The organism is Cellulomonas xiejunii, from assembly GCF_024508315.1.
Lineage (GTDB): Bacteria > Actinomycetota > Actinomycetes > Actinomycetales > Cellulomonadaceae > Cellulomonas > Cellulomonas xiejunii.
The window spans coordinates 1,807,763-1,834,215 of the sequence record NZ_CP101987.1 but is presented as its reverse complement, the minus strand read 5'-3'; the positions used below and the strand labels follow the sequence as shown (position 1 = coordinate 1,834,215).

Sequence of the window (26,453 nt, the reverse complement as noted above, 5' to 3'; positions counted from 1 at the left end):
GGGCGCGCACGTCATGCGGACACCGGCGCTCCCGGCGCTCGGCGCCCGCTAACCTGCGGGCGTGGACACCCGTACGGCTGCTGCCCGGCTCGTCGTCATGGACGTCGACTCCACGCTCATCACGGGCGAGGTCGTCGAGATGCTGGCGGGTCATGCGGGGTCCCGCCCGCTCGTGGCGGAGATCACCGAGCGGGCGATGCGCGGTGAGATCGACTTCGCCCAGTCGCTGCGCGAGCGTGTCGCGACGCTCGCGGGTCTGCCGGTGTCGGTGTTCGACGACGTGCTGGCGGAGATCGAGCTGACGCCCGGGGCCGTCGAGCTGGTGGCCGAGCTCCAGGGCCGCGGCTGGCCGGTCGGCCTGGTGTCGGGCGGCTTCGTCGAGGTCGCGCGACCGCTCGCGGCCCGCCTGGGGATCACGCGTGTGCACGCCAACCGGCTCGAGATCCGCGACGGTGTGCTGACGGGCCGGGTCGACGGGCCGGTCGTCGACCGGGCCGCGAAGGCAGCCACGCTCGCGGCGTGGGCGCTCGAGCTCGGGCTGCCGATGAGCCGGACCGTGGCGATCGGGGACGGTGCGAACGACCTCGACATGCTCGCCGCCGCCGCCACGGGCATCGCGTTCAACGCCAAGCCGGTCGTCGCGCAGGCCGCTGACGTGGCGGTGGCCGGACGCCTGGACGCCGTTCTCACGCTGGCGCCGTTCGTCGCCTGAGGGTCCGTCCCCGCGGCGGTCCGGACGCGCGCTCGGCCTGTCAGGCCGGGTGGTCCAGGTGGACCAGCCGCAGCGCCCCGGGCGCGACCTCGTCCCACGGGCCGTCGAGCTCGAGCACTGTCCAGGCGGCGGTCGGCACCCCGAGGCGCACGCGCGTGAGCAGAGCCTCGTCCGACGCCGGGTCTGCCAGCACGTCGGCCGCGTGCGACATCGTCGGCTCGTGCCCCACGACCAGGACGGTCGATGCCTCGTCGGGCTGCGTCCGCAGGATGGCGGCCAGGTCACCCGCCGACGCGTCGTACAGCGCGTCCGTCACCGACAGGACCGGGGCCGGGACGCCCCCGGCGACCAGCGCCGTCCGTGCGATCTCCCACGTCTGGCGGGTGCGCAGCGACGACGAGCACAGGACGTGCGTGGGTGCGAGGCCGGTGGCAGCGAGCGCAGCACCGACGGCCGCGGCCTGGCGCCGCCCGGCGAGGGCCAGCGGTCGCTCGTGGTCGACGACCACGCCGGCCGGCTCCGCCTTGGCGTGCCGGAGGAGGACGAGTCGGCGCAGGGTCACGGCACCAGGGTGCCATCCTGCCGTCCCACCGAGGTAGCCGAGCAGGCGAGATCCGACGTGACGAACGTGACGTCCACCCTGGCCGGCGCCTACAGCCCCATGGCGTGCACACCGCCGTCGACGTGCACGATCTCGCCCGTCGTCGCCGGGAACCAGTCGGAGAGCAGGGCGGCGACGGCACGCGCGGTCGGCTCGGCGTCGTGCACGTCCCACCCGAGCGGAGCCCGCTCGGGCCAGCCGCCCTCCATCGCCTCGAAGCCGGGGATCGACTTGGCGGCGGTCGTGCGGATGGGCCCGGCCGAGACGAGGTTCACGCGGATGCCCTGCGGCCCCAGGTCCCGCGCGAGGTACCGCGCGGTCGACTCGAACGCGGCCTTCGCGACGCCCATCCAGTCGTAGACGGGCCACGCGTAGCGCGCGTCGAACGTCAGGCCGACGATGCTGGACCCGCGCGTCAGCAGCGGCTGGGAGGCCACCGCGAGCGCCTTGAGCGAGTACGCGCTGACGTGTACCGCGGTCGCGACGTCCTCCCACTGCCCGGCGAGGAAGTTGCCGCCCATGACGGACTGCGGGGCGAACCCGATGGAGTGCACGACCCCGTCGACGTGGTCCGCGTGCTCCCGGACGCGGTCCGCGAGCGCGGCGAGGTCGTCGGTGGAGGTCACGTCGAGCTCGACCACGGGCGCCGGCTGCGGCAGGCGGCGCGCGATGACCTGCGTCAGGCGCAGCTGCCGGCCGAACGACGTCAGCACGACGTTCGCGCCCTGCTCCTGCGCGAGGCGCGCGACGTGGAACGCGATGGAGCTGTCCGTCAGGACGCCGGTGACGAGCAGGGTCTTGCCCTCGAGCAGTGCCATGGTCCAGGTGCCTCTCGGTCGGGTGGGCCGGGCGCGCTGGGCGCCGGCGGAGGGAGTGCGAGGGGTCAGTGCCCCATGCCGAGGCCGCCGTCGACGGGCAGCACGGCGCCGGACACGTACGCGGCCGCGTCGGACGCGAGGAACTGCACGGCCGCGGCGACCTCGTCCGCGTGCCCGAACCGTCCGGCGGGGATCGAGCCGAGGTACGCCTGCTGGCGGTCCTCGGGCAGCGCCTTGGTCATGTCGGTGTCGATGAAGCCCGGCGCCACGACGTTCGCCGTGATGCCCCGCCCGCCGAGCTCACGGGTCACCGAGCGCGCCATGCCGATCAGCGCGGACTTCGAGGACGCGTAGTTGACCTGCCCGGGCGAGCCGTACATCCCGACGACGGACGAGATGAGCACGACCCGGCCACGGCGCAGCCGGATCATTCCCTTGCTCGCCCGCCGGACGACGCGGAAGGCGCCGGTGAGGTTGACGTCGATCACATCGGCGAAGTCCTCGTCGGTCATCCGCATCAGCAAACCGTCGCGCGTGACGCCGGCGTTCGCGACGAGGACCTCGACGGGGCCGTGCGCGGCCTCGACCTGGGTGAACGCGGCGTCGACGGACGCGGTGTCACGCACGTCCCCGATGACCTCGAGCACACCGTCGGGCGCACCGCCCGACCGGACGATCGTCGCGACCTTGTCGCCGGCGGCGACGAACCGCTCGGCGATGGCGCGGCCGATGCCGCGGTTGGCGCCGGTCACCAGCACCGAGCGTGGTGCGGGAGAGGTCGGGGCGTCCGGGGTGGTCACGGGTGTCGTCGCAGGCACGGGACACGACGCTAGCCGACCACCGGGCGCCGTGGCGGGGTGCCCGCCGTCCTGAGTTGCGGGTCCCTCGTTGTGGGAGGCCCACAAAGTGTGGGTCGGCCCACGTCGCACGGTGCCGCACGACGCCTACCATCAGGTGGTGAGAACACGTCGCCGCGCCGCGCGGGCCGAGCCGGAGGTGCACCGCATCACGTCGGCCCCCGAGTCGCTGTCCGACGACCTCACGCGCCGGCAGCGCCGGTACCTGTGGCAGATGGGCGTGCGCGTGCTGTGCTTCGTCGCCGCGGGCCTGCTCTGGTCGCACGTCCCGGTCGCGGTCTCGCTCGCGCTCGTCACGGCCGCCGCCGTGCTGCCCTACGTGGCGGTGCTGCTGGCGAACGCCGGACGCGAGCGGCGTGACGTGCCGGACGTGCCCTTCGAGGCGCGCCAGATCGACCCCGCCCCTCGCCACGACCAGCTCGGAGACGGCCCGTGAACGACTCGACCCCCGCGCAGCAGGCCACCCCCGACACGGTCGGCGAGCTGGTGTGCAGCGCACGCGGCTGCCGCGCGGCGCCCGCATGGGGCGTCCTGTGGAACAACCCCAAGCTGCACACGACCGAACGGCGCAAGGTCTGGCTCGCGTGCGACGGGCACCGCGAGCACCTGTCGGAGTACCTGCGTGTCCGTGACTTCCTGCGTGACGTCGTCCCCGTCGACGACCTGGTCCGGTCGGAGCCGTGAGCGCGGCGGGACCCGCGGGCGGCGACCTGCGCGCCGCGGCACGTCGGCAGGCGCTCGGTCTGGTCGTCCTCGCGGTCGCCGTGGCCGTGACGTGCACGTTCCTGGGCCGCTGGCAGTGGCAGCGGCACGTCGAGCGTGACGCCGCCATCGCGGTCGTGGAGGCCAACTACGCCGCCGCACCCGTCGACCTCGCGGACGTCGTCGCGGACCCGGACGCCGCGCTGCCCGAGTCCGACGCCTGGCGCTCGGTCGACGTCCGAGGGCGCTACCTCGACGACGCGACCGTGCTGCTGCGCAACCGCCCGGTCGACAGCACCCCCGCGTATCACGCCCTGGTGCCGTTCCTCGTGACGGACGCGGCGCCCGGTGCGCAGGGCGACCCGGTCGGTGCAGGGCGCGTCCTGGTCGTCGACCGCGGCTGGGTGCCCACGGGCGCGGACGGGTCGGTCGACGTCGACGTCCCACCCCCGCCGGCCGGCGAGGTGACGGCGACCGTCCGCCTGCGCCCGGGCGAGCCCGCGAGCAGCCGTGACGCGCCGTCGGGGCAGGTGCAGGCCATCGCCCCTGCCCAGGTGCTCACCGCAGGCGGGGTCGACGCGGCCCCGTACGCGGCCTACGGCGCGCTCGTGCGCGAGGATCCCGCCGCCGCTGCACCGCTGGGTGCGCTGGCCGCGCCGAGCACGGACCCGGGCTCCCACCTGTCGTACGCGTTCCAGTGGTGGGTGTTCGCACTCGGGGGTCTGGTGGCGTTCAGCGTCGCCGCCCGGCGCGAGTGGACGTCGGTCGTCACCGGCACGCAGGGTGCGCCCCCGTCCCGGCGGGCGCGGCCCCGCCGGGCCCCCGGCCGCGACGAGCGGGACGAGGACGCCGAGATCGCCGCGCAGCAGGACGCCGGGCGCGACCGTCAGGCGAGCGCGATGAGGTCCAGGTAGTCGGCGCTCCACAGGTCCTCGTCGCCGTCGGGCAGCAGCAGCACGCGCTCCGGCTCGAGGGCCGCGACCGCCCCCTCGTCGTGGCTCACGAGCACGACCGCCCCCTGGTAGCCGCGCAGCGCGGCGAGGATCTCCTCGCGTGACGCCGGGTCCAGGTTGTTCGTCGGCTCGTCGAGCAGCAGCACGTTGGCGCTGGACACGACGAGCGTCGCGAGGGCGAGGCGCGTCTTCTCCCCGCCGGACAGCACCCGGGCCGGCTTGTCCGCGTCGTCACCGGAGAACAGGAACGACCCGAGGACGGACCGCACCTGGGTGTCGGTGAGGTCGGGCGCCGCGGTGCGCAGGTTCTCCAGGACGGTGCGCGAGAGGTCGAGCGTCTCGTGCTCCTGCGCGTAGTACCCGAGCTTGAGGCCGTGGCCCGGCTTGACCTCCCCGGTGTCGGGCTCCTGCAGGCCCCCGAGCATCCGCAGCAGGGTGGTCTTGCCGGCACCGTTGAGCCCGAGGACGACGACCTTGCTCCCCCGGTCGATCGCCAGCGAGACGTCCGTGAAGACCTCCTGCGACCCGTACGACTTCGACAGGCCCTCGGCGGTCAGCGGGGTGCGCCCGCACGGCGCCGGGTCCGGGAACCGCAGGCGCGCGACCTTGTCCGAGGCGCGGACCGCGTCGAGGCCGGACAGCATGCGTTCGGCACGGCGGGCCATGTTCTGCGCCGCGACGGCCTTGGTGGCCTTCGCGCGCATCTTGTCGGCCTGCGCCAGGAGCGTCGCGGCCTTCTTCTCGGCGTTGGCCCGCTCGCGGCGCCGGCGCTTCTCGTCGGTCTCCCGCTGCTTCAGGTACGCGTCCCAGCCGAGGTTGTACAGGTCGAGGTGCGAACGGTTCGCGTCGAGGTAGAACACCTTGTTGACGGTCGCGCGCAGCAGCTCGACGTCGTGGCTGATGACGACGAACCCGCCCGGGTAGCTCTTGAGGTACTCGCGCAACCACACGATGGAGTCGGCGTCGAGGTGGTTGGTCGGCTCGTCGAGCAGGAGCGTGTCGGCACCCGAGAACAGGATGCGCGCGAGCTCGACCCGGCGGCGCTGACCACCGGACAGCGTGCCGAGGTTCTGCCCGAGGACGCGGTCGTCGAGCCCGAGCGCTGCCGTGATGCGGTGCGCCTCGCTCTCGGCCGCGTACCCGCCGGCCGCGGTGAACCGCGCCTCGAGCCGCGTGTACCGCTCCATGGCCCTGTCACGCGTGGCGTCGTCGGCCGAGGCCATCGCACCCTCGGTCTCCCGCATCGACGCCAGGATCGCGTCGAGCCCGCGCGCCGAGAGCACCCGGTCCATCGCGAGCTGCGTCAGGTCGCCCGCGCTCGGGTCCTGCGGCAGGTAGCCCACGTCGCCGCTGCGCGAGATGGTCCCGCCGGTCGGCTGGGTCTCCCCCGCGAGCGTCTTGGTCAACGTGGTCTTGCCCGCACCGTTGCGGCCGACGAGGCCGATCCGGTCGCCGGAGGCGATCCGGAAGGTCGTCGGTTCCAGCAGGACGCGGGCGCCGACGCGCAGCTCGACGCCCGAAGCGGTGATCACAGGGGAGTTCCTCGGTTTCCTACGAGAAGACCGGGTGGGTTCTGGCTCCCGGCACAAACGCCGACCATCGTACCCAGCCACTAGCGTGGCGAGCGGTCGGACGCCCGACCCTCCACGTCATCCTCACCCGGCAGGAGCCACGGCATGCCCCTCAGTTCCCCGGACGACAGGACCACGGCCGCGCCGGAAGCGCCCACGGCGGTCCCGGGTCTCCTGCCCGAGCCCCCGGCCACGCGCCGGACGGGCACCGACGTCGCGCTCGTCGCCACGTTCGCGGCGTTCGTCGCCGCGTGCGCGCTGGTCCCGGCGATCCCCACGGGCACGCCCGTGCCGATCACGCTGCAGACGTTCGGCGTCGTCGTCGCAGGGCTCGTGCTGGGTGCCCGGCGGGGCTTCCTCGCGGTCGCGCTCTACCTGGTGGTCGGCCTGGCGGGGGTCCCCGTGTTCGCCGAGATGACCGGTGGGCTCGGTGTGCTGGGCAAGCCGTCAGTCGGCTACCTGCTCGCGTTCCCGGCCGCCGCAGCGGCCGCCGGGTGGCTCGGCGGGCTCGCGCTGCGGGCGCGACCGGCGTGGCGGTACCCGCTGCTCGTCGCCGCCGGGCTGGGCTCGTCGTTCCTCGTGACGCACCCGTCCGGCATCCTCGGGCTCATGGCACGCCTCGGGGTCACGGCCCGCGAGGCGCTCGCGATCGACCTCGTCTACTGGCCCGGTGACGTCGTGAAGAACCTCCTCGCGGCAGGCGTGACGCTGGCCGTCGTGCGGGCGTTCCCCGACCTACGACGTGGCAGGCGCTGAGGCACCGGTGATCGAGCTCGACGCCGCCGAGGTCACCGCCTGGTCCCCGGACCCGGCGGGCGGCCCCGACCGCGTCGTGCGCCTGCTGGGCCCGGTCTCGCTGCGGCTGACCGAGCGGCACGTCGCCGTCGTCGGTGCCAACGGGTCGGGCAAGTCGACGCTCGCCCGCCTGCTCAACGGTCTGGTCCTGCCCTCGGCGGGGCGCGTGCGGGTCGACGGGCTCGACACGGCGTCCGACGGGCCCGCCGTCCGGCGCCGCGTCGGGTTCGTGTTCACCGACCCCGACGCGCAGATCGTCATGCCGACACCGGTCGAGGACGTCGCCCTGTCCCTGCGGCGCACGGTCCCGGACGCCCGCGAGCGCGAGGCCCGGGCTCTCGAGGCACTGGCCCGGTACGGCCTGGCGGACCGGGCGCACGTGTCGGTGCACGCACTGTCCGGGGGTCAGCGCCAGCTCCTCGCGCTGGCCGCGGTGCTCGCCACGGAGCCGGCGGTCCTGGTCTGCGACGAGCCGACCACGCTGCTCGACCTGCGGTGGCGCACGCACGTGGACACGCTGCTCGCGTCGCTCCCCCAGCAGGTCGTCGTGGTGACGCACGACCTCGAGGCGGCCGCGCGCGCCGAGCGGGTGATCGTCGTCGACGACGGCCGCGTCGTCGCGGACGACGAGCCGGGTCCCGCGCTCGCGCACTACCGCGCCCTCATGGGCGCCGCACCATCCCCGCACGGCGCCGAGCATGCCCGTCGAGCCCCGGTGACGCCGTGACGCCCGACGCGCTGACGCGCGGACGGCCGCTGCGCCCGCCGTGGGCCGGACCGCTGGGGCTCCACCACCCCGGCGACAGCGTCGTCCACCGCCTGCCTGCCACCGCGAAGCTGCTGCTGCTCGCGCTGACGGGCGTCGCGGTCGTCCTGCCCGCCGGCCCGAGCGTGGCGGCAGCCGGCCTCGGCGTCGTCGTCCTCGTCACGGCGCTCGCGCGCGTGCCGTGGCACCGCACGACGCGGGGCCTTCTGCCGGTGCTCGTGACCGCGGTGTTGCTCGCTGCCTACCAGACGTGGGTGCGCGGGCCCGCGCTCGGGGCCGAGGTCGCGCTCGACCTGCTGACGCTCGTCCTGGCGGGGGCCCTCGTGACGGCGACCACCCGCGCCGACGACCTCCTGGCCGTCGTGACACGCGCGGCCCGGCCCCTGCGGCACGTGGGACTGGCTCCGGAGACCGTGGCCCTCACGGTGGGCCTCTTCCTGCGGACGGTGCCCGTGCTCGTGCAGGTCGTCGGCGAGTCGCGCGACGCCGCGCGCGCCCGTGGGCTCGACCGCGACCCGCGTGCGGTCGTCGTCCCCGCCGCCGTGCGCATGGTGGGCCACGCGCGGACGACGGGTGATGCGCTGGCCGCACGCGGCCTTGCCGACTGACGCCCGGCGCCTGTGCCGCTGCTGTCGCGTGCGAGTCGGTCGATCGTCCAGCCCGCGCGGCCTGCGGAGCTTCCCACTACCGTGAGCCCGTGACTTTCAGCGAGGGTGGCAGCTTCGAGGGTGGCCGCGTCCGCCGGCACGGGCGCGGTGCCGCGGCCGCCGGCGGCGGTGGGTTGATCGGGATCATCGCGCTGGCGATCTTCCTGTTCACCGGCCAGGACCTCTCCGGCGTCCTCGACACCGGCGGCCAGGGTGGCGGCAGCCAGCCGGGCGAGGAGGTCGCCGAGTGCACGGTCGAGCAGGCGAACTCCGACCCTCTGTGCCGCTTCTCCGCCACGATGCAGTCGCTCGACGCGTTCTGGGCCGCGACCGTCCCGGCCGGGACGGCGTTCGACCCGCCCTCCGGGGACGCGTTCGAGGGTGGCATCGCCACCGGCTGCGGCCAGGCCTCGTCGTCCACGGGCCCGTTCTACTGCCCGCCCGACCAGGGCATCTACCTCGACACCTCGTTCTTCCAGGTGCTGCAGCAGCAGTACGGCGCCCAGGGCGGACCGCTCGCGGAGATGTACATCTACGCCCACGAGTACGGCCACCACATCCAGAACCTCACGGGCGTGTTCGACTCCGCCGACCGCAGCGGTGGTGGCGCCGAGTCGGACTCCGTGCGCGTCGAGCTGCAGGCCGACTGCTACGCGGGCATGTGGGCCGGCGACGCCGCGACGCGCGAGGACCCGGACCGGCCCGGCGTGACGTTCCTCGATCCCCCCACCGCCGAGGAGCTCGCCCAGGCCCTCGACGCGGCGGCGGCCGTCGGCGACGACCACATCCAGCAGCAGTCGGGCGGCGGCGTGGACCCCGACACGTGGACGCACGGGTCGAGCGAGCAGCGCCAGAAGTGGTTCACGATCGGCTACGAGCAGGGCTCGCTGGCCGCGTGCGACACCTTCGCCGCCACTGACCTCTGACCCACCACCCCGCCGCGAGAGGGCAATCCAGTCGCACCGGCCCTGGGCGACGTCAGGCGGGCAGACGACGCGAAGTTCGTCGCCACGGCGCCCGGATGGAACGCCCGGACGTCAGCCCGTGGGCGTGGTCGCGCTCGTGCAGCCCTCGCGTGACGAGGACGTTCGCGAGCTTGCCCGTCCCGTAGGCCCGGTTCGGCGTGAACGCGTCGGCGCGAGGTGGCTGCGCTGCTCCTGACTCGACCGGGATCGTCGTCAGATGTTGAACCCCAGCGCCCGCATCTGCTCGCGCCCGTCGGGCGTGATCTTCTCCGGGCCCCACGGCGGCATCCACACCCAGTTGATGCGGAACCCGTCGACGAGGCCCTCGAGCGCCTGGCCCGTCTGGTCCTCGATGACGTCCGTGAGCGGGCACGCCGCCGACGTGAGCGTCATGTCGATGACCGCGGTGCTGGTCTGGTCGACGACGACGCCGTAGACGAGGCCGAGGTCGACGACGTTGATGCCGAGCTCGGGGTCGATGACGTCACGCATCGCCTCCTCGACGTCGGCGGCCGTCGGCGGGCCGGCGGGGGTGGTGATCGGTTCGGTGGTCATGCGTCCTCCGTCGTACGGGCTCCGGACAGGATGAGGGCGTCGTTCAGGGCGACCCAGCCGAGCTGGGCGCACTTGACGCGGGCGGCGTAGCGCGAGACTCCCGCGAACGCGACCGCGTCACCGAGCAGCTCCTCCGCGTCGTCGGACACGCCGGCGCCGCGGGACTGCATCAGCTCGCGGAAGGTGGCGGCGAGCCGGTCGACCGTGGGCAGGTCCTGGCCGGTCACCAGGTCGTGCAGCACCGAGACCGACGCCTGCGAGATCGAGCAACCCTGCCCGTCCCACGTGACCTCGCGCAGGACCGGCACCGCGCCGCTCGTGTCGACGTCGACGTGCAGCGTCACCTCGTCACCGCAGGTGGGGTTCACCTGGTGCGACGTGGCCGCGCACGTGCCGTGGTCGGCGGTCGCGACGCCGACGACGGTCGCGCCCTCGGGCAGGCCGCGGCCGTGCGGGAACTTCGCGTGGTCGAGGATGACCTGCTGGTACAGCTGCTCCATGGCCGAGCTCATGCGGGCCTCCCGTCCGTCGTCGCGTCGTCCAGACCGAAGAACGCGCGGACCCCCGCGAGTGCTTCCCGGAACGCGGCGACGTCGTCGTCCGTCGTGTAGACACCGGCCGACGCGCGCGCCGTGGCCGCGACGCCGAACCGCCGGTGCAGGGGCTGCGCGCAGTGGTGGCCGACGCGCACCGCGATGCCGGCGTCGTCGAGCACCTGGCCGACGTCGTGCGCGTGGACCCCGTCGACGACGAACGACACGGCTGCGAGCCGGTCGACGTTCTCGGTCGGCCCGACGACCCGGACCCCGGGCACGGACGCGACGGCGTCCAGCAGCAGACCGGCGAGGTGGCGCTCGTGCGCGGAGACGCCCGCCATGCCGAGCTCCGAGAGGTACTGCGCGGCCGCGCCGAGCGCGACGGCCTGCGACACCATCTGCGTGCCCGCCTCGAACCGCTGGGGCGGCGGTGCGTACGTCGTCGACTCCATGGTGACGACCTCGACCATCGATCCGCCGGTGGTCACCGGGGGCATCGCCTCGAGCAGCTCACGGCGCCCGTACAGCGCGCCCACCCCGGTCGGCCCGTACATCTTGTGCCCCGAGAACGCCGCAAGGTCCACGCCGAGCGCGCGCAGGTCCACCGGCAGGTGCGGCACGGACTGGCAGGCGTCCAGCACGGTGAGCGCACCGACCTCGCGGGCGCGCGAGACGAAGGCCTCGACGGGCGTGATCGCCCCGGTGACGTTCGACGCGTGCGTGAACGCGAGGACGCGGGTCCGGTCGGTGACGACCGTCGCGAGCTCCTCGGTGCGGATGCGCCCGTCGTCGTCGACGCCGAGCCAGCGCAGCGTCGCACCCGTGCGGGCCGCCAGCTCCTGCCACGGGACGAGGTTGGCGTGGTGCTCGGCCTCGGTGACGACGATCTCGTCGCCGGGCGCGAGCGCGAACCGGCGCGCCGCCTCTCCCCCGCGGCCCAGCGACGCGTTCGACATCGCGTACGCCACGAGGTTGATCGCGGCCGTCGCGTTCGACGTCCACACGAGCTCGCCCGGTGAGACGCCGACGAATCCGGCGACCCGCGAACGCGCGTCCTCGAACGCCTCGGTGGCCTCCTCGGCGAGCTGGTGCGCGCCACGGTGCACGGCCGCGTTGCGACGCACGTAGAAGTCCTGCTCGGCGTCGAGGACGACCTCGGGCTTCTGCGACGTCGCACCGCTGTCGAGGTACACGAGCGGCCGCCCGTCGCGCAGCGTGCGCTCGAGCAGCGGAAAGTCGGCGCGGACGGCTGCGAGCTCCGTGGCCGACAGGGTCGTGTCGTCACCAGGAGCGGGCCGCAGGGGCTCGAGGGTGCTGGTCATCAGGTCCTCCGGGCGGACGGAAGGCGGCCGACGGTGCGCGGTGGTCCCACGCAGTGGCGACGGTCGCCCAGGGACGACGGGTGCGGCGGCCGCCGGGGGTCCCCGGCGGCCGTCGCGACGGTGTCAGACCGCGCTGCCGGTGGGCAGGAAGCGGTCGTAGCCCTCGGACTCGAGGCGCTCGGCCAGCTCCGGGCCGCCCTCCTCGGCGATCCGGCCGTCGACGAAGACGTGGACGAAGTCGGGCTGGATGTAGCGCAGGATCCGCGTGTAGTGCGTGATCAGCAGCACGCCGACGTCGCCGCCGGCCTTGACGCGGTTGACGCCCTCGGACACGACGCGCAGCGCGTCGACGTCCAGGCCGGAGTCGGTCTCGTCGAGGATCGCGAAGCGCGGCTTCAGGAGCTCCATCTGGAGGATCTCGTGCCGCTTCTTCTCGCCACCGGAGAAGCCCTCGTTCACCGAACGCTCCGCGAACGTGGAGTCCATCCGCAGGGCGTCCATGGCGGCGCGCATGTCCTTGACCCACGAGCGCAGCGGCGGCGCCTCGCCGTCGATCGCGGTCTTGGCGGTCCGCAGGAAGTTCGACACGGACACGCCGGGGACCTCGACGGGGTACTGCATGGCAAGGAACATGCCGGCGCGGGCACGCTCGTCGACGCTCATCGCGAGGACGTCCTCACCGTCGAGCAGGACGCTGCCCGAGGTGATCTGGTACTTGGGGTGCCCCGCCAGCGAGTACGCGAGCGTGGACTTGCCGGACCCGTTGGGGCCCATGATGGCGTGGGTCTCACCGCTGCTCACGGTGAGGTCGACGCCGCGCAGGATGGGCTTGGGGCCCTCCTTCGTCTCGACGCTGACGTGCAGGTCGCGGATCTCCAGGGTGGACATCGGGTACTCCTCGGGTTCAGAGCGGCGCGTCGACGTCGACGAGCACACGCTCGCCGTCGACGGTCACGGGGTAGACGGGGACGGGCTTGATCGCGGGCGGGGACAGCGGCTTGCCGGAGCGCAGGTCGAACCTCGACCCGTGCAGCCAGCACTCCACCGTGCAGCCCTCGACCTCGCCGTCGGACAGGGAGACGGCACCGTGCGAGCAGATGTCGCTGATCGCGTGCCAGTCGCCGGACTCGTCACGGACGACGGCGACCTCGACGGGTCCCGTCTCGCTCTCGAGCTCGACGCGCAGCGCGCCGGCGACGGGCACGTCCGCGGTGTAGCAGGCCAGCTGGGCGCTCATGCACGCTCCGTGGACAGCGCGGCCTGCGAGCCCTCGACGTGCGGCTCGGTGCCCAGGATCGCCGTCATGGACTTCTCGAGCTCCGCGTCGATGGCGGCGGTGAGCCGCTCCTCGACCTCGGGGACGCCGATCTCCTGGATGAGCTCGGCGAAGAAGCCGCGGACCACGAGGCGACGCGCGTCGGTCTCGGGGATGCCGCGCGAGCGCAGGTAGAAGAGCTGCTCGTCGTCGAACCGGCCGGTGGCGCTGGCGTGGCCGGCGCCCTCGATGAGGCCCGTCTCGATCTCCAGGTTCGGCACCGAGTCCGCGCGCGCGCCGTCCGTGAGGACGAGGTTGCGGTTGAGCTCGTAGGTGTCCGTGCCCTCGGCGGCCGCGCGGATCAGCACGTCGCCGACCCACACCGTGTGCGCGCCGACGCCCTGCAGCGCACCCTTGTACGTCACGCGGGACACGCAGTTCGGGACCGCGTGGTCGACGAACAGGCGGTGCTCCTGGTGCTGGCCCGCGTCCGCGAAGTACAGGCCGAGGGCGGTGACGGACGCGCCCTCGCCGACGAACTCGGTGTCGGGCGTGATGCGCACGACGTCGCCGCCGAGCGTGACGACGATGTGCTTGACCGACGCGTCACGACCGATCCGCACCCGGTGGCTCGCGGCGTGCACCGAGCCGGGGGCCCAGTCCTGCACCGACACGACGGTCAGGTGAGCACCGTCCTCCGCGACGATCTCGACCGTCTCGGTGAGGTTCGCGTGCCCGACGTGGTCGAGCACGACGACGCCCTGCGACAGCGGCTCGGCGTGGACGAGCAGGTGCGTGGCGGTCGGCTCGAGGGGTGCGTCGGCGAGGCCGGCACCCTCGACACCCTCGACGACGATCGACGTCACCTTGGAGGACACCGACTCGCGCGGCAGCGTCACGACCGTCGCACGGTCGAACGACGCCCACGCAGTCGCCGCGGCACGGTCGCCGGGCTTGCCGGCGGTGCCGAGGCGCACGTCGTCGCGGTCGACGATCTCGACGCGGACCTCGGGCGACTCGACGACGGTCGTCAGGACGCCACGTCCGGCCAGGACTCCGTCGGTCGCCGCCGCGAAGAGGCCGGCGAACCGGTCGACGGGAGCGAAGCGCCACTCCTCCTCGCGCCCGGTGGGCACGGGGAAGTCGGCGACGTCGAAGCTCGTGGGACGCGACGCGCGCGACGACTCGGGCACGAGCCCGCCGTGCGTGTGCGCGCCGTCGGCGACCGCGCGGGAGTGGTCGGTCGAGAGGCCCGCGGTGGGTGCCGTCTCGTTCGTGGTGGTCGTCATCAGCCGACGGCCCCTTCCATCTGGAGCTCGATGAGGCGGTTGAGCTCGAGCGCGTACTCCATGGGCAGCTCGCGCGCGATGGGCTCGACGAACCCGCGCACGATCATGGCCATGGCCTCGGTCTCGGTCATGCCTCGGGACATGAGGTAGAACAGCTGGTCCTCGCTCACGCGGGACACCGTGGCCTCGTGGCCCATCGACACGTCGTCCTCGCGGACGTCGACGTACGGGTAGGTGTCCGAGCGGGAGATCTGGTCGACGAGCAGCGCGTCGCACAGCACGTTGGACGCCGAGTGCTCGGCCCCCTCGAGGATCTGCACGAGCCCGCGGTAGGACGTCCGCCCGCCGCCGCGCGCCACGGACTTCGAGACGATCGACGACGACGTGTGCGGTGCGGCGTGCACCATCTTCGAGCCCGCGTCCTGGTGCTGGCCCTCGCCCGCGAACGCGATCGAGAGCGTCTCGCCGCGCGCGTGCTCCCCCATGAGGTAGATCGCGGGGTACTTCATCGTGACCTTGGAGCCGATGTTGCCGTCGACCCACTCCATCGTCGCGCCCTCGGCCGCGGTCGCCCGCTTGGTGACGAGGTTGTAGACGTTGTTCGACCAGTTCTGGATCGTCGTGTACCGCACGCGGGCGTTCTTCTTGACGATGATCTCCACGACCGCGGAGTGCAGCGAGTCCGACTGGTAGATCGGCGCGGTGCAGCCCTCGACGTAGTGCACGTACGAGCCCTCGTCGGCGATGATCAGCGTCCGCTCGAACTGGCCCATGTTCTCGGTGTTGATCCGGAAGTAGGCCTGCAGGGGGATCTCGACGTGCACGCCCGGCGGGACGTAGACGAACGAGCCGCCCGACCACACGGCGGTGTTGAGCGCCGCGAACTTGTTGTCGCCGGGCGGGATGACCGAGCCGAAGTACTGCTCGAAGATCTCGGGGTGCTCACGCAACGCGGTGTCGGTGTCGAGGAAGATGACGCCCTGCTCCTCGAGCGACTCCTGGATCTGGTGGTACACCACCTCGGACTCGTACTGCGCGGCGACACCGGCGACGAGGCGCTGCTTCTCCGCCTCCGGGATGCCGAGGCGGTCGTACGTGTTCTTGATGTCCTCGGGCAGGTCCTCCCAGCTGGTGGCCTGCTTCTCCGTCGAGCGCACGAAGTACTTGATGTTGTCGAAGTCGATGCCTGACAGGTCCGCACCCCACCAGGGCATGGGCTTCTTGTCGAACAGGCGCAGCGACTTCAGACGCGTCTTGAGCATCCACTCGGGCTCGTTCTTGAGTCGCGAGATGTCGCGCACGACGTCCTCGGACAGGCCGCGGCGCGCGACGGAGCCTGCGACGTCGGGGTCGTGCCAGCCGAAGGTGTAGTTGCCGATCGAGGCGATGGCCTCGTCCTGGCTCAACGGCTCTGCGGCCGTCGGCCGGGTGGCCGTGTCGTCCGTGGGTGCGCTCATCGTGTCGGTCCTTCCGTCGAGTGCACGGGGGCGGGTGGGTTCGAGGTCGGTGGGGGGCCGGCGGGGTCCGCCGTCGTGCCCGGGGCGGGGTCGTCGGGAGGTCCGGCGGCGCGGGGGTCCGCCGTCCGCATCGGGACGGTGGGGATGCTCGTGGTGCACACGTGGCCACCGGTCGTCAGGGTCGAGAGCCGCTGCACGTGCACGCCGAGGAGGCGCCCGAACGCGCGCGTCTCGGCCTCGCAGAGCGCGGGGAACTGCGCCGCCACGTCCTGCACGGGGCAGTGTCCCTGGCACAGCTGGACGACGGACGTCCCCGGCACGGGCCGCGCGGACGCGGCGTACCCGTCCGCTGCGAGCGCCTGCGCGAGCGCCTCGGCGCGCGCGGTGACGTCGGCGCCGGCGGCGTCGACCGCGGCCGTGTGACGCTCCTCGAGCTCGCGCACCCGGTGCTCGGCGAACTGCTCGACGGCCTGCGGTCCGGCCGTCCGCGCCAGGAACGTCAGCGCGTCGGCGGCGATCTCCGCGTAGCGGTGCGACAGCACCGCCTGGCCCTCACCGGTGACGACGTAGCGACGTGCGGGCCGGCCGCGGCCACGCGACGCCTCGCGACCGCGGTGCACGGTCACCTGGTCGGCGTCCTCGAGCGCCTGCAGGTGCCTGCGCACCCCGGCCGCCGCGAGGTCGAGAGCACCGGCGAGGTCGGCAGCGCTGACGGGGCCGTCGGCGGCGACGATCTGCAGGATGCGACGTCGGGTCGACGCCTCGTGGTCGAGCACGGGGTCCGGGGTGCGGTCGACGACGGGCGTGGGACCGGTCATGCGCACCTCCCGGGAGCCGTGGCACGGGGCTGGGACGGCTCCGCACGGGACGAACGCAGGACAGCGCTCGATATCGGCAACATCCTTGTTGCCGAAATCCATCCCCGCAAGCAAGGCATACCTTCGAAAGCCCCTTGCCCGGCACGAAGGTGCTGCACCTCACACCTGCGCGGACTCCCACGAGCTGTGCACGACGCTGCCGCTCGCGACCCGGCTGCTTGCCGCCGCGAGCGCGATCCGGCTCGACTCGACCTGGTCCGCCGGTGCACCGTCGCGCGAGCGGCGCTCGAGGGCAGACGTGAACAGGTGGACGGCCTCGACGTAGCGCCCCGCGTCGTAGCGCACCTTGCCCTGACCCTGGTCGGCGAACGCCAGGACCGCGGAGCAGTCCCGCCACGTGTCGTCGTCGACATCGGGACGGGCCGCGACGGACTGGGCCGCGCGGCGGACCGCCTCCACGACGACGTCCGCGTCGTCGTGCCGACTCCGCCAGTGCAGCACCTGGGCCAGCCGCAGCAGCGGGCGCCAGGCACCCGCCGGGACGTCCTGGTCGCCCGGGCGCGGCACCTCGGCCAACGACGCCGGGCCACCGTGGCGCACGACGTCGGACCACGCGAGCCGCTCGGCCGACACGAGTGCCCCCAGGATCCGCAGCCACACCACGCGCTCGCCGTCACCCTGCGTCCCCAGGCGCTCGAGACGCTCCACGTGCTCCCACGTCGCGGTGACGTCCTGCGGGACCTCGCGCAGGGTCGTCGTGTCGATGCGGTACGTGACCACGGGGCCTCCCCGGCCTGGCTCGGGCATACGAGGACGATCCGGATACGCCCCCCTGGTCGCGAAGGCTAGAGCGCCCCTGGCCTGCCCCGTGCGGGCTGTCCACCACCAGGACACCGACCGCGCACGACCCCGCCGCCCGCGAGCGCCTAGACTCCCGCCCTGTGCCGCACTCCCCTGCCGTCGAGGTCCGCGGCCTCGTCAAGACCTACGACGGGCGCGCTGTGGTCGACGGCCTCGACCTCTGCGCACAGGCCGGCCGCGTCACGGCCGTGCTCGGCCCCAACGGGGCCGGCAAGACGACGACGGTCGAGTGCTGCGAGGGTCTGCGTGCGCCCGACGCCGGCACGGTGCGCGTCCTGGGTCTCGACCCGGTCGCCGACGCCCCCGCGCTGCGCCCTGCCGTCGGGGTGATGCTGCAGGACGGCGGCCTTCCGACCGGTGTGCGGGCGCGCGAGATGCTCGACCACGTGGCGCGCATGTACGCCCGCCCGCTCGACACGGACGCGCTGGCCGAACGCCTGGGACTCGGTGCCTTCGCGCGCACCACGGTGCGACGGCTGTCCGGCGGTCAGCGCCAGCGGCTCGCGCTGGCGGTCGCCGTGGTCGGACGGCCCCGCGTCGTGTTCCTCGACGAGCCGAGCGCAGGGATGGACCCGCAGTCCCGGCTCGCGGTGTGGGAGCTCGTCCGGGAGCTGCGCGACGAGGGTGCGGCCGTCATCCTCACGACCCACCTGATGGAGGAGGCGCAGGACGTCGCGGACCACGTCGTCGTCGTCGACCACGGCACGGTGATCGCCCGGGGCAGCGTGCCCGAGCTGCTGGCGGGCGGCGCCGACCCGCGCGGCGACGCGACGCTCGTCGTGCACACCGCGAGCGAGGTCGATCCCACAGGGCTGGGCGAGCGGCTCGGCGATGGGTTCGCGGTGGAGCGTCGGTCCGGGACGTCGCTGGTCGTGACCGGCCCGGTCGCCCCGGGCACCGTGGCGACCACGACCGCGTGGCTCGCCGAGCGCGGGGTGCTCGTGGTGCGGCTCGACCTGGGGCGACGCACGCTCGAGGACGTCTTCCTCGACCTGACCGGCCGGAGCCTGCGATGACGACGACCACCGACGGCGCCACGCCCGCGGCGGCACCCGCCGCACGCCGCGTCTTGGCGCAGGCCGCGTTCGAGGCACGCATGATCCTGCGCAACGGCGAGCAGGTGCTGGTGGCCGTGGTCATCCCCGTGCTCGCGCTCGTCGGGCTCGTCCGGGCCCCGTTCATCGAGATCGAGACCGGCGGCGACGCGCGCATCGACCTGCTGGCACCGGGCGTCCTCGCCCTCGCCGTGATGACCGCGTCCTTCACGTCCCAGGCCATCGCCACGGCGTTCGACCGGCGCAACGGCGTGCTGCGCCTGCTGGCGACGACGCCGCTGGGACGCGGCGGGCTGCTCGCGGGCAAGGTGCTGGGGGTCCTCGCGGTCGAGGCCGTGCAGGTCGTGCTCATCGCGGCCGCCGCGCTGGTTCTCGGCTGGCGGCCTGACCCCGTCGGCGCCGTGCTCGCGCTGGTGGGTCTGGTGCTGGGCACCGCCGCCTTCACCGCCCTGGCCCTGCTCGTGGCGGGCACCCTGCGCGCCGAGGCCGTCCTGGCCCTGGCGAACCTCCTGCTGCTCGTGCTCGCACTCGGCGGCGGCGTGATCCTGCCTGCCGACCGGCTCCCCGGCCCCTTCGCGACGCTGGCCGCGTGGCTCCCGTCGGGCGCGCTCGGGGACGTGATGCGCGGCGCTCTCCTCGACGGCACGCTGCCGCTGCTCCCGGTGCTCGTGCTCGTCGGCTGGACGGCCGGCCTGGGCGCTCTCGCCGCTCGGCTGTTCCGCTGGCACTGACAGCCGGCCAGGCCCCCGGCGCCGCCGCTGTGATGAGACGCACGCCGCACGACCAGGTCCAGCGGACACGTCGGCCGGGCGGGCCGCGCCACATACCCTGGACCCCGTGACCAGCACCGCCCCCGCGCCCTCGTCGAAGCCGACGCCCGTGCCGACGCGCACGGGCCGCCTCCGGGCAGCCGTCACGAGGACGGACGCGGCGCTCGAACGGCTGCGGCCGCGGTGGACGACCCGTGCGGTCGTCGCGAACCTCGTCGCCCAGATCGGCATCGTCGTCACGGGGGGTGCCGTGCGGCTGACGGGTTCCGGCCTGGGGTGCTCCACGTGGCCGTACTGCGAGCCGGGACGCTTCACGCCCGAGTTCCACTCGGAGATGGGGATCCACGCGATCATCGAGTTCGGCAACCGGACGCTGACCGGTGTGCTCGTCGTCCTCGCCCTGGCGGTCGCCCTGCTCGCGGGACGCGACTTCTCCCGCTCGCGCGACTACCGCCTGTGGGCGTGGGCGCCGCTCGTCGGGGTCGTGGTGCAGGCCGTGATCGGCGGCATCACCGTCCTCGTGGACCTGCACCCTGCGATCGTCGGTTCCCACTTCCTGCTGTCGATGGTCCTCGTGGCCGTCTCGGCGTGGGTGCTGGTGCGCACCCGCGAGGGCGACGGACCAGTGACGCCCGTGGTCGACCCGCGGGTGCGGACGGTCGCGCGGGGCCTCGTGCTCGTCGGCGCGGTCATGCTCGTGCTGGGCGTGGTGGTGACGGGTGCAGGACCGCACTCGGGCGACGACGAGGTCGGGTACCGCTTCGCCGTCGACCCCTACGCCATGGCCCGCGTCCACGCGCTGTCGGTGTGGGCGTTCGTCGGCACGCTGCTCGTCGTGCTGGCGCTGCTCGCACGTGCCCGCCGGGCCGAGGTCGTGGCCCCGAGGTACGACCGCGCGGACGGTGCGGTGCAGCCGGCGCGGGGCGTCGCGCCCGTCCCCGCGGCCGACGCCGTCACGAGCGTGGCGCGGCCGCTGCGCGCGGGGATCCTGCTGCTCGGCGTGTCGCTCGCCCAGGGGCTCGTCGGCTACGTCCAGCTGTTCACCGGGCTGCCGATCGCCCTGGTCAACCTGCACATGCTCGGCGCGGCGGTCCTCACGGCCGTGCTGGCCCTGTTCCTCGGCACACTGCGGCACCGGGCCGCGTGATCTCGCGCGGGGCCCGTCGCCGGGCCCCGCGCGAGCCTCACGACGGTGTGACCTCCACGAGGCCGGACCAGCCCGTGGCACGTGCAGCAGCGGCCGCCAGCACACCGGTCACGGTCGTCGGGCAGTGCAGTCGGCCGGCCATCACACCGGCCACGGCGTCGTCGAGCGGCACCCACACGGGCACCATGTCCGCCTCCTCCTCGCCGCGCACGTAGCGGTCGGCCTCCGGCACGGGCGTCAGGTCCCGCGCGAGGAAGACCGTGATGCGCTCGTCGGAGCCGCCGGGCGAGCTGAAGAACTCCACGAGGCGCCACCACCGTCCCGCGACGAGGTCGGCCTCCTCGGCGAGCTCGCGCGCCGCTGCCACGACGAGCTCCTCGTTCTCCACGTCCAGCAGCCCTGCAGGTGGCTCCCACAGGACGTGCCGCGCGGGGTGGCGGTACTGCGCGAGCAGGAGCACGCGGTCGTCGTCGTCGAGGGCGATCACCGCGACCGCCCCCGGGTGGTCGACGTACTCCCGCACGACGTCGCCGTCGTCGAGCCGTACCGTGTCGGACACCAGGTCCCAGACCCGCCCGTCGTGCAGCAGCCGGTGCTCCACGACGTCCCGCTCACGCGGGACGTCGACGAGCAGGTCGTCGCTCACGCGCCGGCCCGCGCCGCCAGCGCCGCGCCGACCAGGCCTGCGAACAGCGGGTGCGCGCGCGTGGGCCGCGACTTGAACTCCGGGTGCGCCTGGGTCGCGACGTAGTACGGGTGCTCCTCGCGGGGCAGCTCGACGAACTCGACCAGCGACCGGTCCGGTGACACCCCGGAGATCACGAGACCCGCGGCCTCGAGCTTGTCGCGGTAGGCGTTGTTCACCTCGTACCGGTGGCGGTGGCGCTCGGAGACCTTCTCCGCGCCGTAGACCTCGGCGACGACCGAGCCGGGCAGGAGCTTGGCGTCGTACGCCCCGAGCCGCATGGTGCCGCCCAGGTCCCCCGCACCGTCGACGATCGTGAGCTGCTCCTCCATGGTCGCGATCACGGGGTGCGTGGTGTCGGGGTCGAACTCGGTCGACGACGCGCCGTCGAGACCGGCGACGTTGCGCGCGTACTCGATCACCATGCACTGCAGGCCCAGGCACAGGCCGAGCGTCGGCACCTTGCGCTCCCGCGCCCAGCGCAGCGCGCCGAGCTTGCCCTCGATGCCGCGGACGCCGAACCCGCCGGGCACGAGCACCGCGTCGACCCCGCCGAGCGCCTCCTGCGCCCCCTCGGGCGTGCGGCAGTCGTCGGACGGGACCCAGCGGATCGTGACCCGCGCGTCGTGGTGGAAGCCGCCGGCACGCAGCGCCTCGGTCACCGACAGGTACGCGTCGGGCAGGTCGATGTACTTGCCGACGAGCGCGACCTCGAGCTGGTGCGCCGGGGCGTGGACGCGCGTGAGCAGGGCGTCCCAGCCGCTCCACTCGACGTCGCGGAACGGCAGGCCGAGCCGCTGGACGACGAACGCGTCGAGGCCCTCGGAGTGCAGCACGCGTGGGATGTCGTAGATGCTCGGAGCGTCCCGGGCGATCGCGACCGAGTCGAGCTCGACGTCGCAGAACAGCGCGATCTTACGCTTGATCGACTCGGGGACCTCACGGTCGGCGCGCAGGACGATCGCGTCGGGCTGGATGCCGATGCTGCGCAGCGCCGCGACGGAGTGCTGCGTCGGCTTCGTCTTGAGCTCCCCCGACGGCCCGATGTACGGCAGCAGGGACACGTGCAGGAAGAACACGTTGTCGCGGCCGAGGTCGTGGCGCACCTGGCGCGCAGCCTCGAGGAACGGCTGCGACTCGATGTCGCCGACCGTGCCGCCGATCTCCGTGATGATCACGTCGACGTCGTCGGACGCCTGCGAGCGCATGCGCTCCTTGATCTCGTCCGTGATGTGCGGGATGACCTGCACCGTGTCGCCCAGGTACTCCCCGCGCCGCTCCTTGGCGATCACGTTCGAGTAGACCTGACCGGTGGTGACGTTCGCCGAACCCACGAGGTCCACGTCGAGGAACCGCTCGTAGTGCCCGACGTCCAGGTCGGTCTCGGCGCCGTCCTCGGTGACGAACACCTCACCGTGCTGGAACGGGTTCATGGTGCCCGGGTCGACGTTGAGGTACGGGTCGAGCTTCTGCATCGTGACCCGCAGGCCCCGCGAACGCAGGAGTCGACCGAGGCTGGATGCCGTCAGGCCCTTGCCCAGAGAGGAGGCGACGCCCCCGGAGACGAAGATGTGCCGGGTCAGAGAATCCGACCGCCCGGAGAGTCGATGCGCACGTTCGATCACGGGCTTCCACCCTACCGGACGCGGCGACCGGCGCGGTCGATCAGGGGCGTGTCGTCGTGCGAGTCACCGCACGTGCCCACCTCAGCGCGGGAGGGCAGGCGCGCTCTCCGCGCGGAGCACACCCACCAGGGTCGACCGGTCCAGGAGCGCCACCGCGCAGGCGACGACCCCGGCCGCGACGACCGCACCGCCGGCTGCCGCGGCCACCGCGGTGAGGGCGTCGTCCCCCACCACCGCGAGCACGCTGTCGGCCACGAGCCGCCCGAGCAGCGCTCCGGACGCGGCGCCCGCGAGCACGACCACCACGGTCCGCGTCAGGCCCGCCAGCGCCGGCGTCCCGAGGGTGCGGGCCAGCACCGCGAACGCCACGGCTCCACCGACGGTCATGCCGATCGTGGTGCCCAGTCCGAGCCGCGCGAACACGCCGGTACCCGGGGGCACGGTCAGGACGGCGACGAGGGTCGCCACCGTCACGGCGCTCCAGGCCACCGCGTTGACCGCGATGGCGACGCGGGAACGCTCCACCGCGTACAGCGTGCGCGACACGTGGAAGACGACGGCGAGCCCGAGGACTCCGGGGGCCATCGCCGTCAGGGTGGACGTCATGCCCCCGGCGACGGCCGCCTGGGCGGCGAGGTCGTCCTTCTCGGCGAGCCACGCGAACACGCGGGCCAGTGCAGGTCCGCCCGCGAGCACGGCAGCCGTCCCCAGCGCACTGGCGGCCAGCACCGCGCGCGTCGTGACGGCCGAGACCCGCGCGAGGCGCACGGTGTCTGCGGTGGCCGCGTAGGTGGCGATCCGGGGGAAGGTCGAGGTCGCGAGCGGGACGACCAGCACGGCGTACGGCAGCAGGTAGACCTGCTGCGCGTACAGGTACGTGGTGTAGCCCTCGAAGTCGCCTGGCAGCCGCTTGTTCGCGAGCCACAGCACGACCGCCGCCGAGAGCTGCTGGGCCGCGACGGACCCGATCCCCGCGAGCGCGAGCGCACGGAACCGGCCCCCGCTGTCAGCGGGGAAACGCAGCGTCGGACGCAGCCGGACACCGAGGCGTCGCACCGGCCCCACGACCGGCAGCAGCATGGCCGCGACACCCGCGGTGGTCCCCCACGCGAGCACCTCGAGCGCGCCGGCCGTGAGCTCCGCCGGCGACGAGGTCTCCCCCTGCGCCATCGAGCCGTACACGGCGTACGCGACGATCACCACGGCGGAGTTGAGCACCGGTGCGAAGGCCGGCCAGAAGAACCGACGGTGCGCCTGCAGGACGGCGTACAGCAGGACGGCGATGCCGTACATCGGCACCTGCAGCGAGAACACCAGGACGAAGTACCGCGCCATGGCGGCTACGGCAGGGTCGCCCTTGCCGAGGAACGCGCCGATCGGACCCGCCGCGGCCGCCAGCAGCAGGCCGAGCGGGAGCAGCACCAGCAGCGTCCAGCCCATTGCCGCCGAGGCGATCCTGCCGACCCGCTCGCGGTCCATGGCGGCGACCGGCGCGGCGAGCAGCGGGATGACGGCACCGGCCAGAGCCCCGCCGGCAGCCGTCTCGAACAGGATGTTCGGCAGCATGTTGGCGGAGTTGTAGGCATTGGCGATCTCGCCGGCGCCCACGTTGTACCCCTGCACGAGGACCCGGACGAGGCCGAGCAGCCGTGACAGCACGGTGATGACGGCGATCATGGCCGCCGCGCCGAGGAGCCCCTGCACCCCGCGCCGCACGCCGGCGCTCGTCACGGCGTCGTGTCCGTGCCCGCCCGCGGCGCCGCGGGACGGCGCCCCCACGCGTCGATCTCACGCAGCACCGGCGTGCGCTCGATGACCCGGGTGAAGCTGACCCGTTCGCTCACCAGGGTCAGACCCACGACGGCCGCGAGCGCGCCGAGCCGAAGCGGCCGGGGCGCTCCCAGCACGAGCGCCGTGCCGAGCGCGGCCCCCAGTGCGTTCGCGCCGGAGTCGCCCAGCATGTCGCTCTCCGCCAGGTCGGCCTCGACGGCCGTGGACGCGGCGCCGAGGACCGCGGCCGCTGCCGCACCACCTCCCGTGGCCACCAGAGGCGCGGCGACGACCGAGGCGACCTTGAGCGCACGCCCGGGGCGCAGGTCGAGGAGGTTGAAAAGGTTGGCGGTTCCCGCGACCAGCGCCGCGGATGCCAGCGTGTCGGCCGCGCGGGATGCGGGCCGCGACGCCGCGCCACCGGCCGGCGGCGCGAGCGCAGCGGCGACGAGCGCGCTGGCACCGATCCCGAGGACCTTGAGACCCCCGGTCGTGAGCCGACCGTGTGCAAGCGCTCCCAGGTGGCCGCGCAGGCCCTTCGTCCGCGTGGCGGAGTCCTCGCGGAGGTCGTCGACGAGGCCGAACGCTCCGCCCCCGACGACCGCCACGGCGGTCGCGGCGGTCGCGCGCGCGTCGCCGCCCACCAGGACGCCGGCGAGGAGGCCCACCGTCACGGCGGGCCCCTCCAGCAGGCTCACGGGCTCACCGCGGTGGTTCGTGCGCGTCCAGGTCGCCGCTCCACCGGGCGGTTGCCAGTCCAGGCCGCCGCGCGCGACCGCCGTGGCGATGCCGGCGACCACGGCGACCACGGCGCGCCTGCGGACGCTCACCCTGCACCACCAGGCTGCTCCGCACCGGCGGGCGTCTCGCCCTGTGTGGCGTCGGGGACGTCGCCGGCGGCGCCGCCGGTGTCCGGGACGGTCGGGGTGCGGTCGACCGGCGGGAGCTGCACGGCAGGCGGCAGGGCTGCACGGTCGTCGCCGTACCCGTAGTGCCCGGGCCGCCCGGCGATGTCCGCAGCGAGGGCGAGCGGGACGGTGACCTGACCTGTGACGCTCGCCGAGTCGGCGACCGTCGCGACGACGTCGGCGAGCTGGTCGTCGGCGCGCACCGCCGCCACGAGGTCGCCACCGGCACGTGAGCCGCCGGTGACCACGACCCCTTCGGAGAGCCGGTCGGCCGCTGCGACGAGGGCGAGCTGCGGGTCGAAGCCGTCCGGGGTCGGTTCGGCGGTCGCAGACGCGTCCGTGGCCACCTGCGAGGTCCCCGAGACCACGACCACGGCGTCGGCGGGCCGCGTCACGTCCTCGGCGAAGGTGACGAGGGCCTGGTCGCCCTCAGCGAGGACGTCGAGGAGCGACGAGGCGTTCTCCGACAACGCGTTGGGCGAGGCTGCGTCCGCGCCGACCAGACCCGCGACGAGCGCCTCGGCCAGCTCGGTCTCGGTCCCGGCATCGGCCGCCGGCGGCCGGTCGAGGTAGGACACGAGCGTGCCCGCGAGCGTCCGGCGGTACGTGGCCAGCGCCGGGTCGGTCCAGGTGTCGTTGACGGTCGCCGTCGCCGACACGCTCGCACCCGCCTGGGTGAGCCGCTCGGTGAGGGCGGTGACCTGGTCCTCAGGGACCTCGTCGATCAGCACCAGAGCCACACGCCGGTCCGTCAGCGCGCCGGTGAGCAGCCGCTCCCCCGCCGCGGAGACGAACGCGTCCGCGGCGGCGAGGTCGCCTCCGGTCTCGTCGAGCTGCGCGCGCAGGTCCTCCTTCTCGGCACGCAGACCCTCGACCTGGCCCGTCAGGGTGTCGCCGATGGTCTCCTTCAGCGGTCCCGCACCGAGGGCGATGCCGACGGCGAGCGCGAGGAAGACGGAGATGAGGGAGACGATGTGGTAGCGGAAGTCGATCACAGGGTGAGCCCTCGGTCG

At 73.8% G+C, this 26,453-nt stretch carries 29 protein-coding genes; 11 read left to right on the top strand and 18 right to left on the bottom strand.

Features of this window, described 5'->3' with window-relative positions:
• Positions 1–61: 61 nt before the first annotated feature.
• Complete coding sequence (serB, locus tag NP048_RS08405) at positions 62–712, top strand: phosphoserine phosphatase SerB (RefSeq protein ID WP_227578547.1); 651 nt, start codon at positions 62–64, stop codon at positions 710–712.
• A gap of 40 nt (positions 713–752) precedes the next feature.
• On the opposite strand, the gene NP048_RS08400 is transcribed toward serB, so the two are convergent.
• From NP048_RS08400 to fabG, 3 genes are all read right to left on the bottom strand, one after another.
• Positions 753–1,274: a SixA phosphatase family protein gene (locus tag NP048_RS08400; protein ID WP_227578546.1), complete on the bottom strand. Its 522-nt coding sequence runs from the start codon at positions 1,272–1,274 to the stop codon at positions 753–755.
• A gap of 89 nt (positions 1,275–1,363) precedes the next feature.
• Positions 1,364–2,131, bottom strand: coding sequence for an enoyl-ACP reductase FabI (fabI, locus tag NP048_RS08395; RefSeq protein ID WP_227578545.1), 768 nt, complete (start codon positions 2,129–2,131; stop codon positions 1,364–1,366).
• A 65-nt stretch (positions 2,132–2,196) separates the two neighbouring features.
• Positions 2,197–2,949 carry a 3-oxoacyl-ACP reductase FabG gene (gene fabG, locus NP048_RS08390; RefSeq protein WP_227578544.1) on the bottom strand — a complete coding sequence of 251 codons (753 nt, stop codon included), beginning with the start codon at positions 2,947–2,949 and terminating at the stop codon, positions 2,197–2,199.
• A 139-nt stretch (positions 2,950–3,088) separates the two neighbouring features.
• Here fabG and NP048_RS08385 point away from each other — a divergent pair, with 139 nt between their 5' ends.
• The 3 genes from NP048_RS08385 to NP048_RS08375 are packed head-to-tail and all read left to right on the top strand — an operon-like array spanning position 3,089 to position 4,604.
• A complete protein-coding gene (locus NP048_RS08385; RefSeq protein ID WP_227578543.1) occupies positions 3,089–3,424 on the top strand; it encodes a DUF3099 domain-containing protein in 336 nt (111 codons plus the stop codon).
• Positions 3,421–3,672 (top strand): hypothetical protein, encoded by a 252-nt coding sequence (locus NP048_RS08380; RefSeq protein WP_227578542.1) that lies wholly within the window; start codon positions 3,421–3,423, stop codon positions 3,670–3,672. The genes NP048_RS08385 and NP048_RS08380 overlap by 4 nt, the downstream gene beginning before the upstream one ends.
• Positions 3,669–4,604 (top strand): SURF1 family cytochrome oxidase biogenesis protein, encoded by a 936-nt coding sequence (locus NP048_RS08375; protein ID WP_227578541.1) that lies wholly within the window; start codon positions 3,669–3,671, stop codon positions 4,602–4,604. The genes NP048_RS08380 and NP048_RS08375 overlap by 4 nt, the downstream gene beginning before the upstream one ends.
• Here the strand turns inward: NP048_RS08375 and NP048_RS08370 are convergent.
• On the bottom strand, positions 4,577–6,175 hold the full coding sequence (locus NP048_RS08370) for an ABC-F family ATP-binding cassette domain-containing protein (RefSeq protein ID WP_227578540.1): 1,599 nt from the start codon (positions 6,173–6,175) through the stop codon (positions 4,577–4,579). The genes NP048_RS08375 and NP048_RS08370 overlap by 28 nt on opposite strands.
• 144 nt (positions 6,176–6,319) lie before the next feature.
• Between NP048_RS08370 and NP048_RS08365 the strand changes: the two genes are divergently transcribed.
• From NP048_RS08365 to ypfJ, 4 genes are all read left to right on the top strand, one after another.
• Positions 6,320–6,970, top strand: a complete 651-nt coding sequence (locus tag NP048_RS08365; protein WP_227578539.1) for a biotin transporter BioY — start codon at positions 6,320–6,322, stop codon at positions 6,968–6,970.
• 7 nt (positions 6,971–6,977) lie between these two features.
• On the top strand, positions 6,978–7,736 hold the full coding sequence (locus tag NP048_RS08360; protein WP_227578538.1) for an energy-coupling factor ABC transporter ATP-binding protein: 759 nt from the start codon (positions 6,978–6,980) through the stop codon (positions 7,734–7,736).
• Entirely contained in the window at positions 7,733–8,383 is a 651-nt protein-coding gene (locus NP048_RS08355; protein ID WP_227578537.1) for an energy-coupling factor transporter transmembrane component T family protein, read from the top strand. Before NP048_RS08360 ends, NP048_RS08355 begins: the two co-directional genes overlap by 4 nt.
• 89 nt (positions 8,384–8,472) lie before the next feature.
• A complete protein-coding gene (ypfJ, locus tag NP048_RS08350; RefSeq protein WP_227578536.1) occupies positions 8,473–9,348 on the top strand; it encodes a KPN_02809 family neutral zinc metallopeptidase in 876 nt (291 codons plus the stop codon).
• Between the two features lie 252 nt (positions 9,349–9,600).
• Here the strand turns inward: ypfJ and NP048_RS08340 are convergent, their stop codons facing one another.
• The 9 genes from NP048_RS08340 to NP048_RS08300 all read right to left on the bottom strand — a co-directional run bounded on the left by NP048_RS08340 (position 9,601) and on the right by NP048_RS08300 (position 17,426).
• Positions 9,601–9,942, bottom strand: a complete 342-nt coding sequence (locus tag NP048_RS08340; protein ID WP_227578535.1) for a metal-sulfur cluster assembly factor — start codon at positions 9,940–9,942, stop codon at positions 9,601–9,603.
• Positions 9,939–10,454 (bottom strand): Fe-S cluster assembly sulfur transfer protein SufU, encoded by a 516-nt coding sequence (gene sufU / locus NP048_RS08335; RefSeq protein WP_227578534.1) that lies wholly within the window; start codon positions 10,452–10,454, stop codon positions 9,939–9,941. The genes NP048_RS08340 and sufU overlap by 4 nt, the downstream gene beginning before the upstream one ends.
• A complete protein-coding gene (locus NP048_RS08330; RefSeq protein WP_227578533.1) occupies positions 10,451–11,800 on the bottom strand; it encodes a SufS family cysteine desulfurase in 1,350 nt (449 codons plus the stop codon). The genes sufU and NP048_RS08330 overlap by 4 nt, the downstream gene beginning before the upstream one ends.
• A 123-nt stretch (positions 11,801–11,923) precedes the next feature.
• Positions 11,924–12,688 carry a Fe-S cluster assembly ATPase SufC gene (gene sufC, locus NP048_RS08325; RefSeq protein WP_227578532.1) on the bottom strand — a complete coding sequence of 255 codons (765 nt, stop codon included), beginning with the start codon at positions 12,686–12,688 and terminating at the stop codon, positions 11,924–11,926.
• A 16-nt stretch (positions 12,689–12,704) separates the two neighbouring features.
• Positions 12,705–13,037: a non-heme iron oxygenase ferredoxin subunit gene (locus NP048_RS08320; protein WP_227578531.1), complete on the bottom strand. Its 333-nt coding sequence runs from the start codon at positions 13,035–13,037 to the stop codon at positions 12,705–12,707.
• Complete coding sequence (sufD, locus tag NP048_RS08315) at positions 13,034–14,344, bottom strand: Fe-S cluster assembly protein SufD (RefSeq protein ID WP_227578530.1); 1,311 nt, start codon at positions 14,342–14,344, stop codon at positions 13,034–13,036. The genes NP048_RS08320 and sufD overlap by 4 nt, the downstream gene beginning before the upstream one ends.
• Positions 14,344–15,801, bottom strand: coding sequence for a Fe-S cluster assembly protein SufB (gene sufB, locus NP048_RS08310; protein WP_227578529.1), 1,458 nt, complete (start codon positions 15,799–15,801; stop codon positions 14,344–14,346). The genes sufD and sufB overlap by 1 nt, the downstream gene beginning before the upstream one ends.
• Complete coding sequence (locus tag NP048_RS08305; protein ID WP_227578528.1) at positions 15,798–16,619, bottom strand: helix-turn-helix transcriptional regulator; 822 nt, start codon at positions 16,617–16,619, stop codon at positions 15,798–15,800. Before NP048_RS08305 ends, sufB begins: the two co-directional genes overlap by 4 nt.
• Positions 16,620–16,778: 159 nt before the next feature.
• Complete coding sequence (locus NP048_RS08300) at positions 16,779–17,426, bottom strand: hypothetical protein (RefSeq protein WP_227578527.1); 648 nt, start codon at positions 17,424–17,426, stop codon at positions 16,779–16,781.
• A gap of 134 nt (positions 17,427–17,560) precedes the next feature.
• Between NP048_RS08300 and NP048_RS08295 the strand changes: the two genes are divergently transcribed.
• The 3 genes from NP048_RS08295 (at position 17,561) to NP048_RS08285 (ending at position 20,452) form a co-directional block, all read left to right on the top strand.
• Positions 17,561–18,496 (top strand): ABC transporter ATP-binding protein, encoded by a 936-nt coding sequence (locus tag NP048_RS08295; protein ID WP_227578526.1) that lies wholly within the window; start codon positions 17,561–17,563, stop codon positions 18,494–18,496.
• Positions 18,493–19,266, top strand: a complete 774-nt coding sequence (locus tag NP048_RS08290) for an ABC transporter permease (RefSeq protein ID WP_227578525.1) — start codon at positions 18,493–18,495, stop codon at positions 19,264–19,266. The genes NP048_RS08295 and NP048_RS08290 overlap by 4 nt, the downstream gene beginning before the upstream one ends.
• Positions 19,267–19,372: 106 nt before the next feature.
• Complete coding sequence (locus tag NP048_RS08285) at positions 19,373–20,452, top strand: COX15/CtaA family protein (protein WP_372456851.1); 1,080 nt, start codon at positions 19,373–19,375, stop codon at positions 20,450–20,452.
• A 37-nt stretch (positions 20,453–20,489) separates the two neighbouring features.
• On the opposite strand, the gene NP048_RS08280 is transcribed toward NP048_RS08285, so the two are convergent.
• The 5 genes from NP048_RS08280 to NP048_RS08260 all read right to left on the bottom strand — a co-directional run bounded on the left by NP048_RS08280 (position 20,490) and on the right by NP048_RS08260 (position 26,435).
• Positions 20,490–21,098: an NUDIX domain-containing protein gene (locus NP048_RS08280; protein WP_227578524.1), complete on the bottom strand. Its 609-nt coding sequence runs from the start codon at positions 21,096–21,098 to the stop codon at positions 20,490–20,492.
• Positions 21,095–22,762: a CTP synthase gene (gene pyrG, locus NP048_RS08275; RefSeq protein WP_284439731.1), complete on the bottom strand. Its 1,668-nt coding sequence runs from the start codon at positions 22,760–22,762 to the stop codon at positions 21,095–21,097. The genes NP048_RS08280 and pyrG overlap by 4 nt, the downstream gene beginning before the upstream one ends.
• An 81-nt stretch (positions 22,763–22,843) precedes the next feature.
• Positions 22,844–24,493, bottom strand: a complete 1,650-nt coding sequence (gene murJ / locus NP048_RS08270) for a murein biosynthesis integral membrane protein MurJ (RefSeq protein WP_256769464.1) — start codon at positions 24,491–24,493, stop codon at positions 22,844–22,846.
• Positions 24,490–25,362 carry a hypothetical protein gene (locus NP048_RS08265; RefSeq protein ID WP_227578522.1) on the bottom strand — a complete coding sequence of 291 codons (873 nt, stop codon included), beginning with the start codon at positions 25,360–25,362 and terminating at the stop codon, positions 24,490–24,492. Before NP048_RS08265 ends, murJ begins: the two co-directional genes overlap by 4 nt.
• On the bottom strand, positions 25,359–26,435 hold the full coding sequence (locus NP048_RS08260; RefSeq protein ID WP_227578521.1) for a copper transporter: 1,077 nt from the start codon (positions 26,433–26,435) through the stop codon (positions 25,359–25,361). Before NP048_RS08260 ends, NP048_RS08265 begins: the two co-directional genes overlap by 4 nt.
• Between the last annotated feature and the right edge of the window lie 18 nt (positions 26,436–26,453).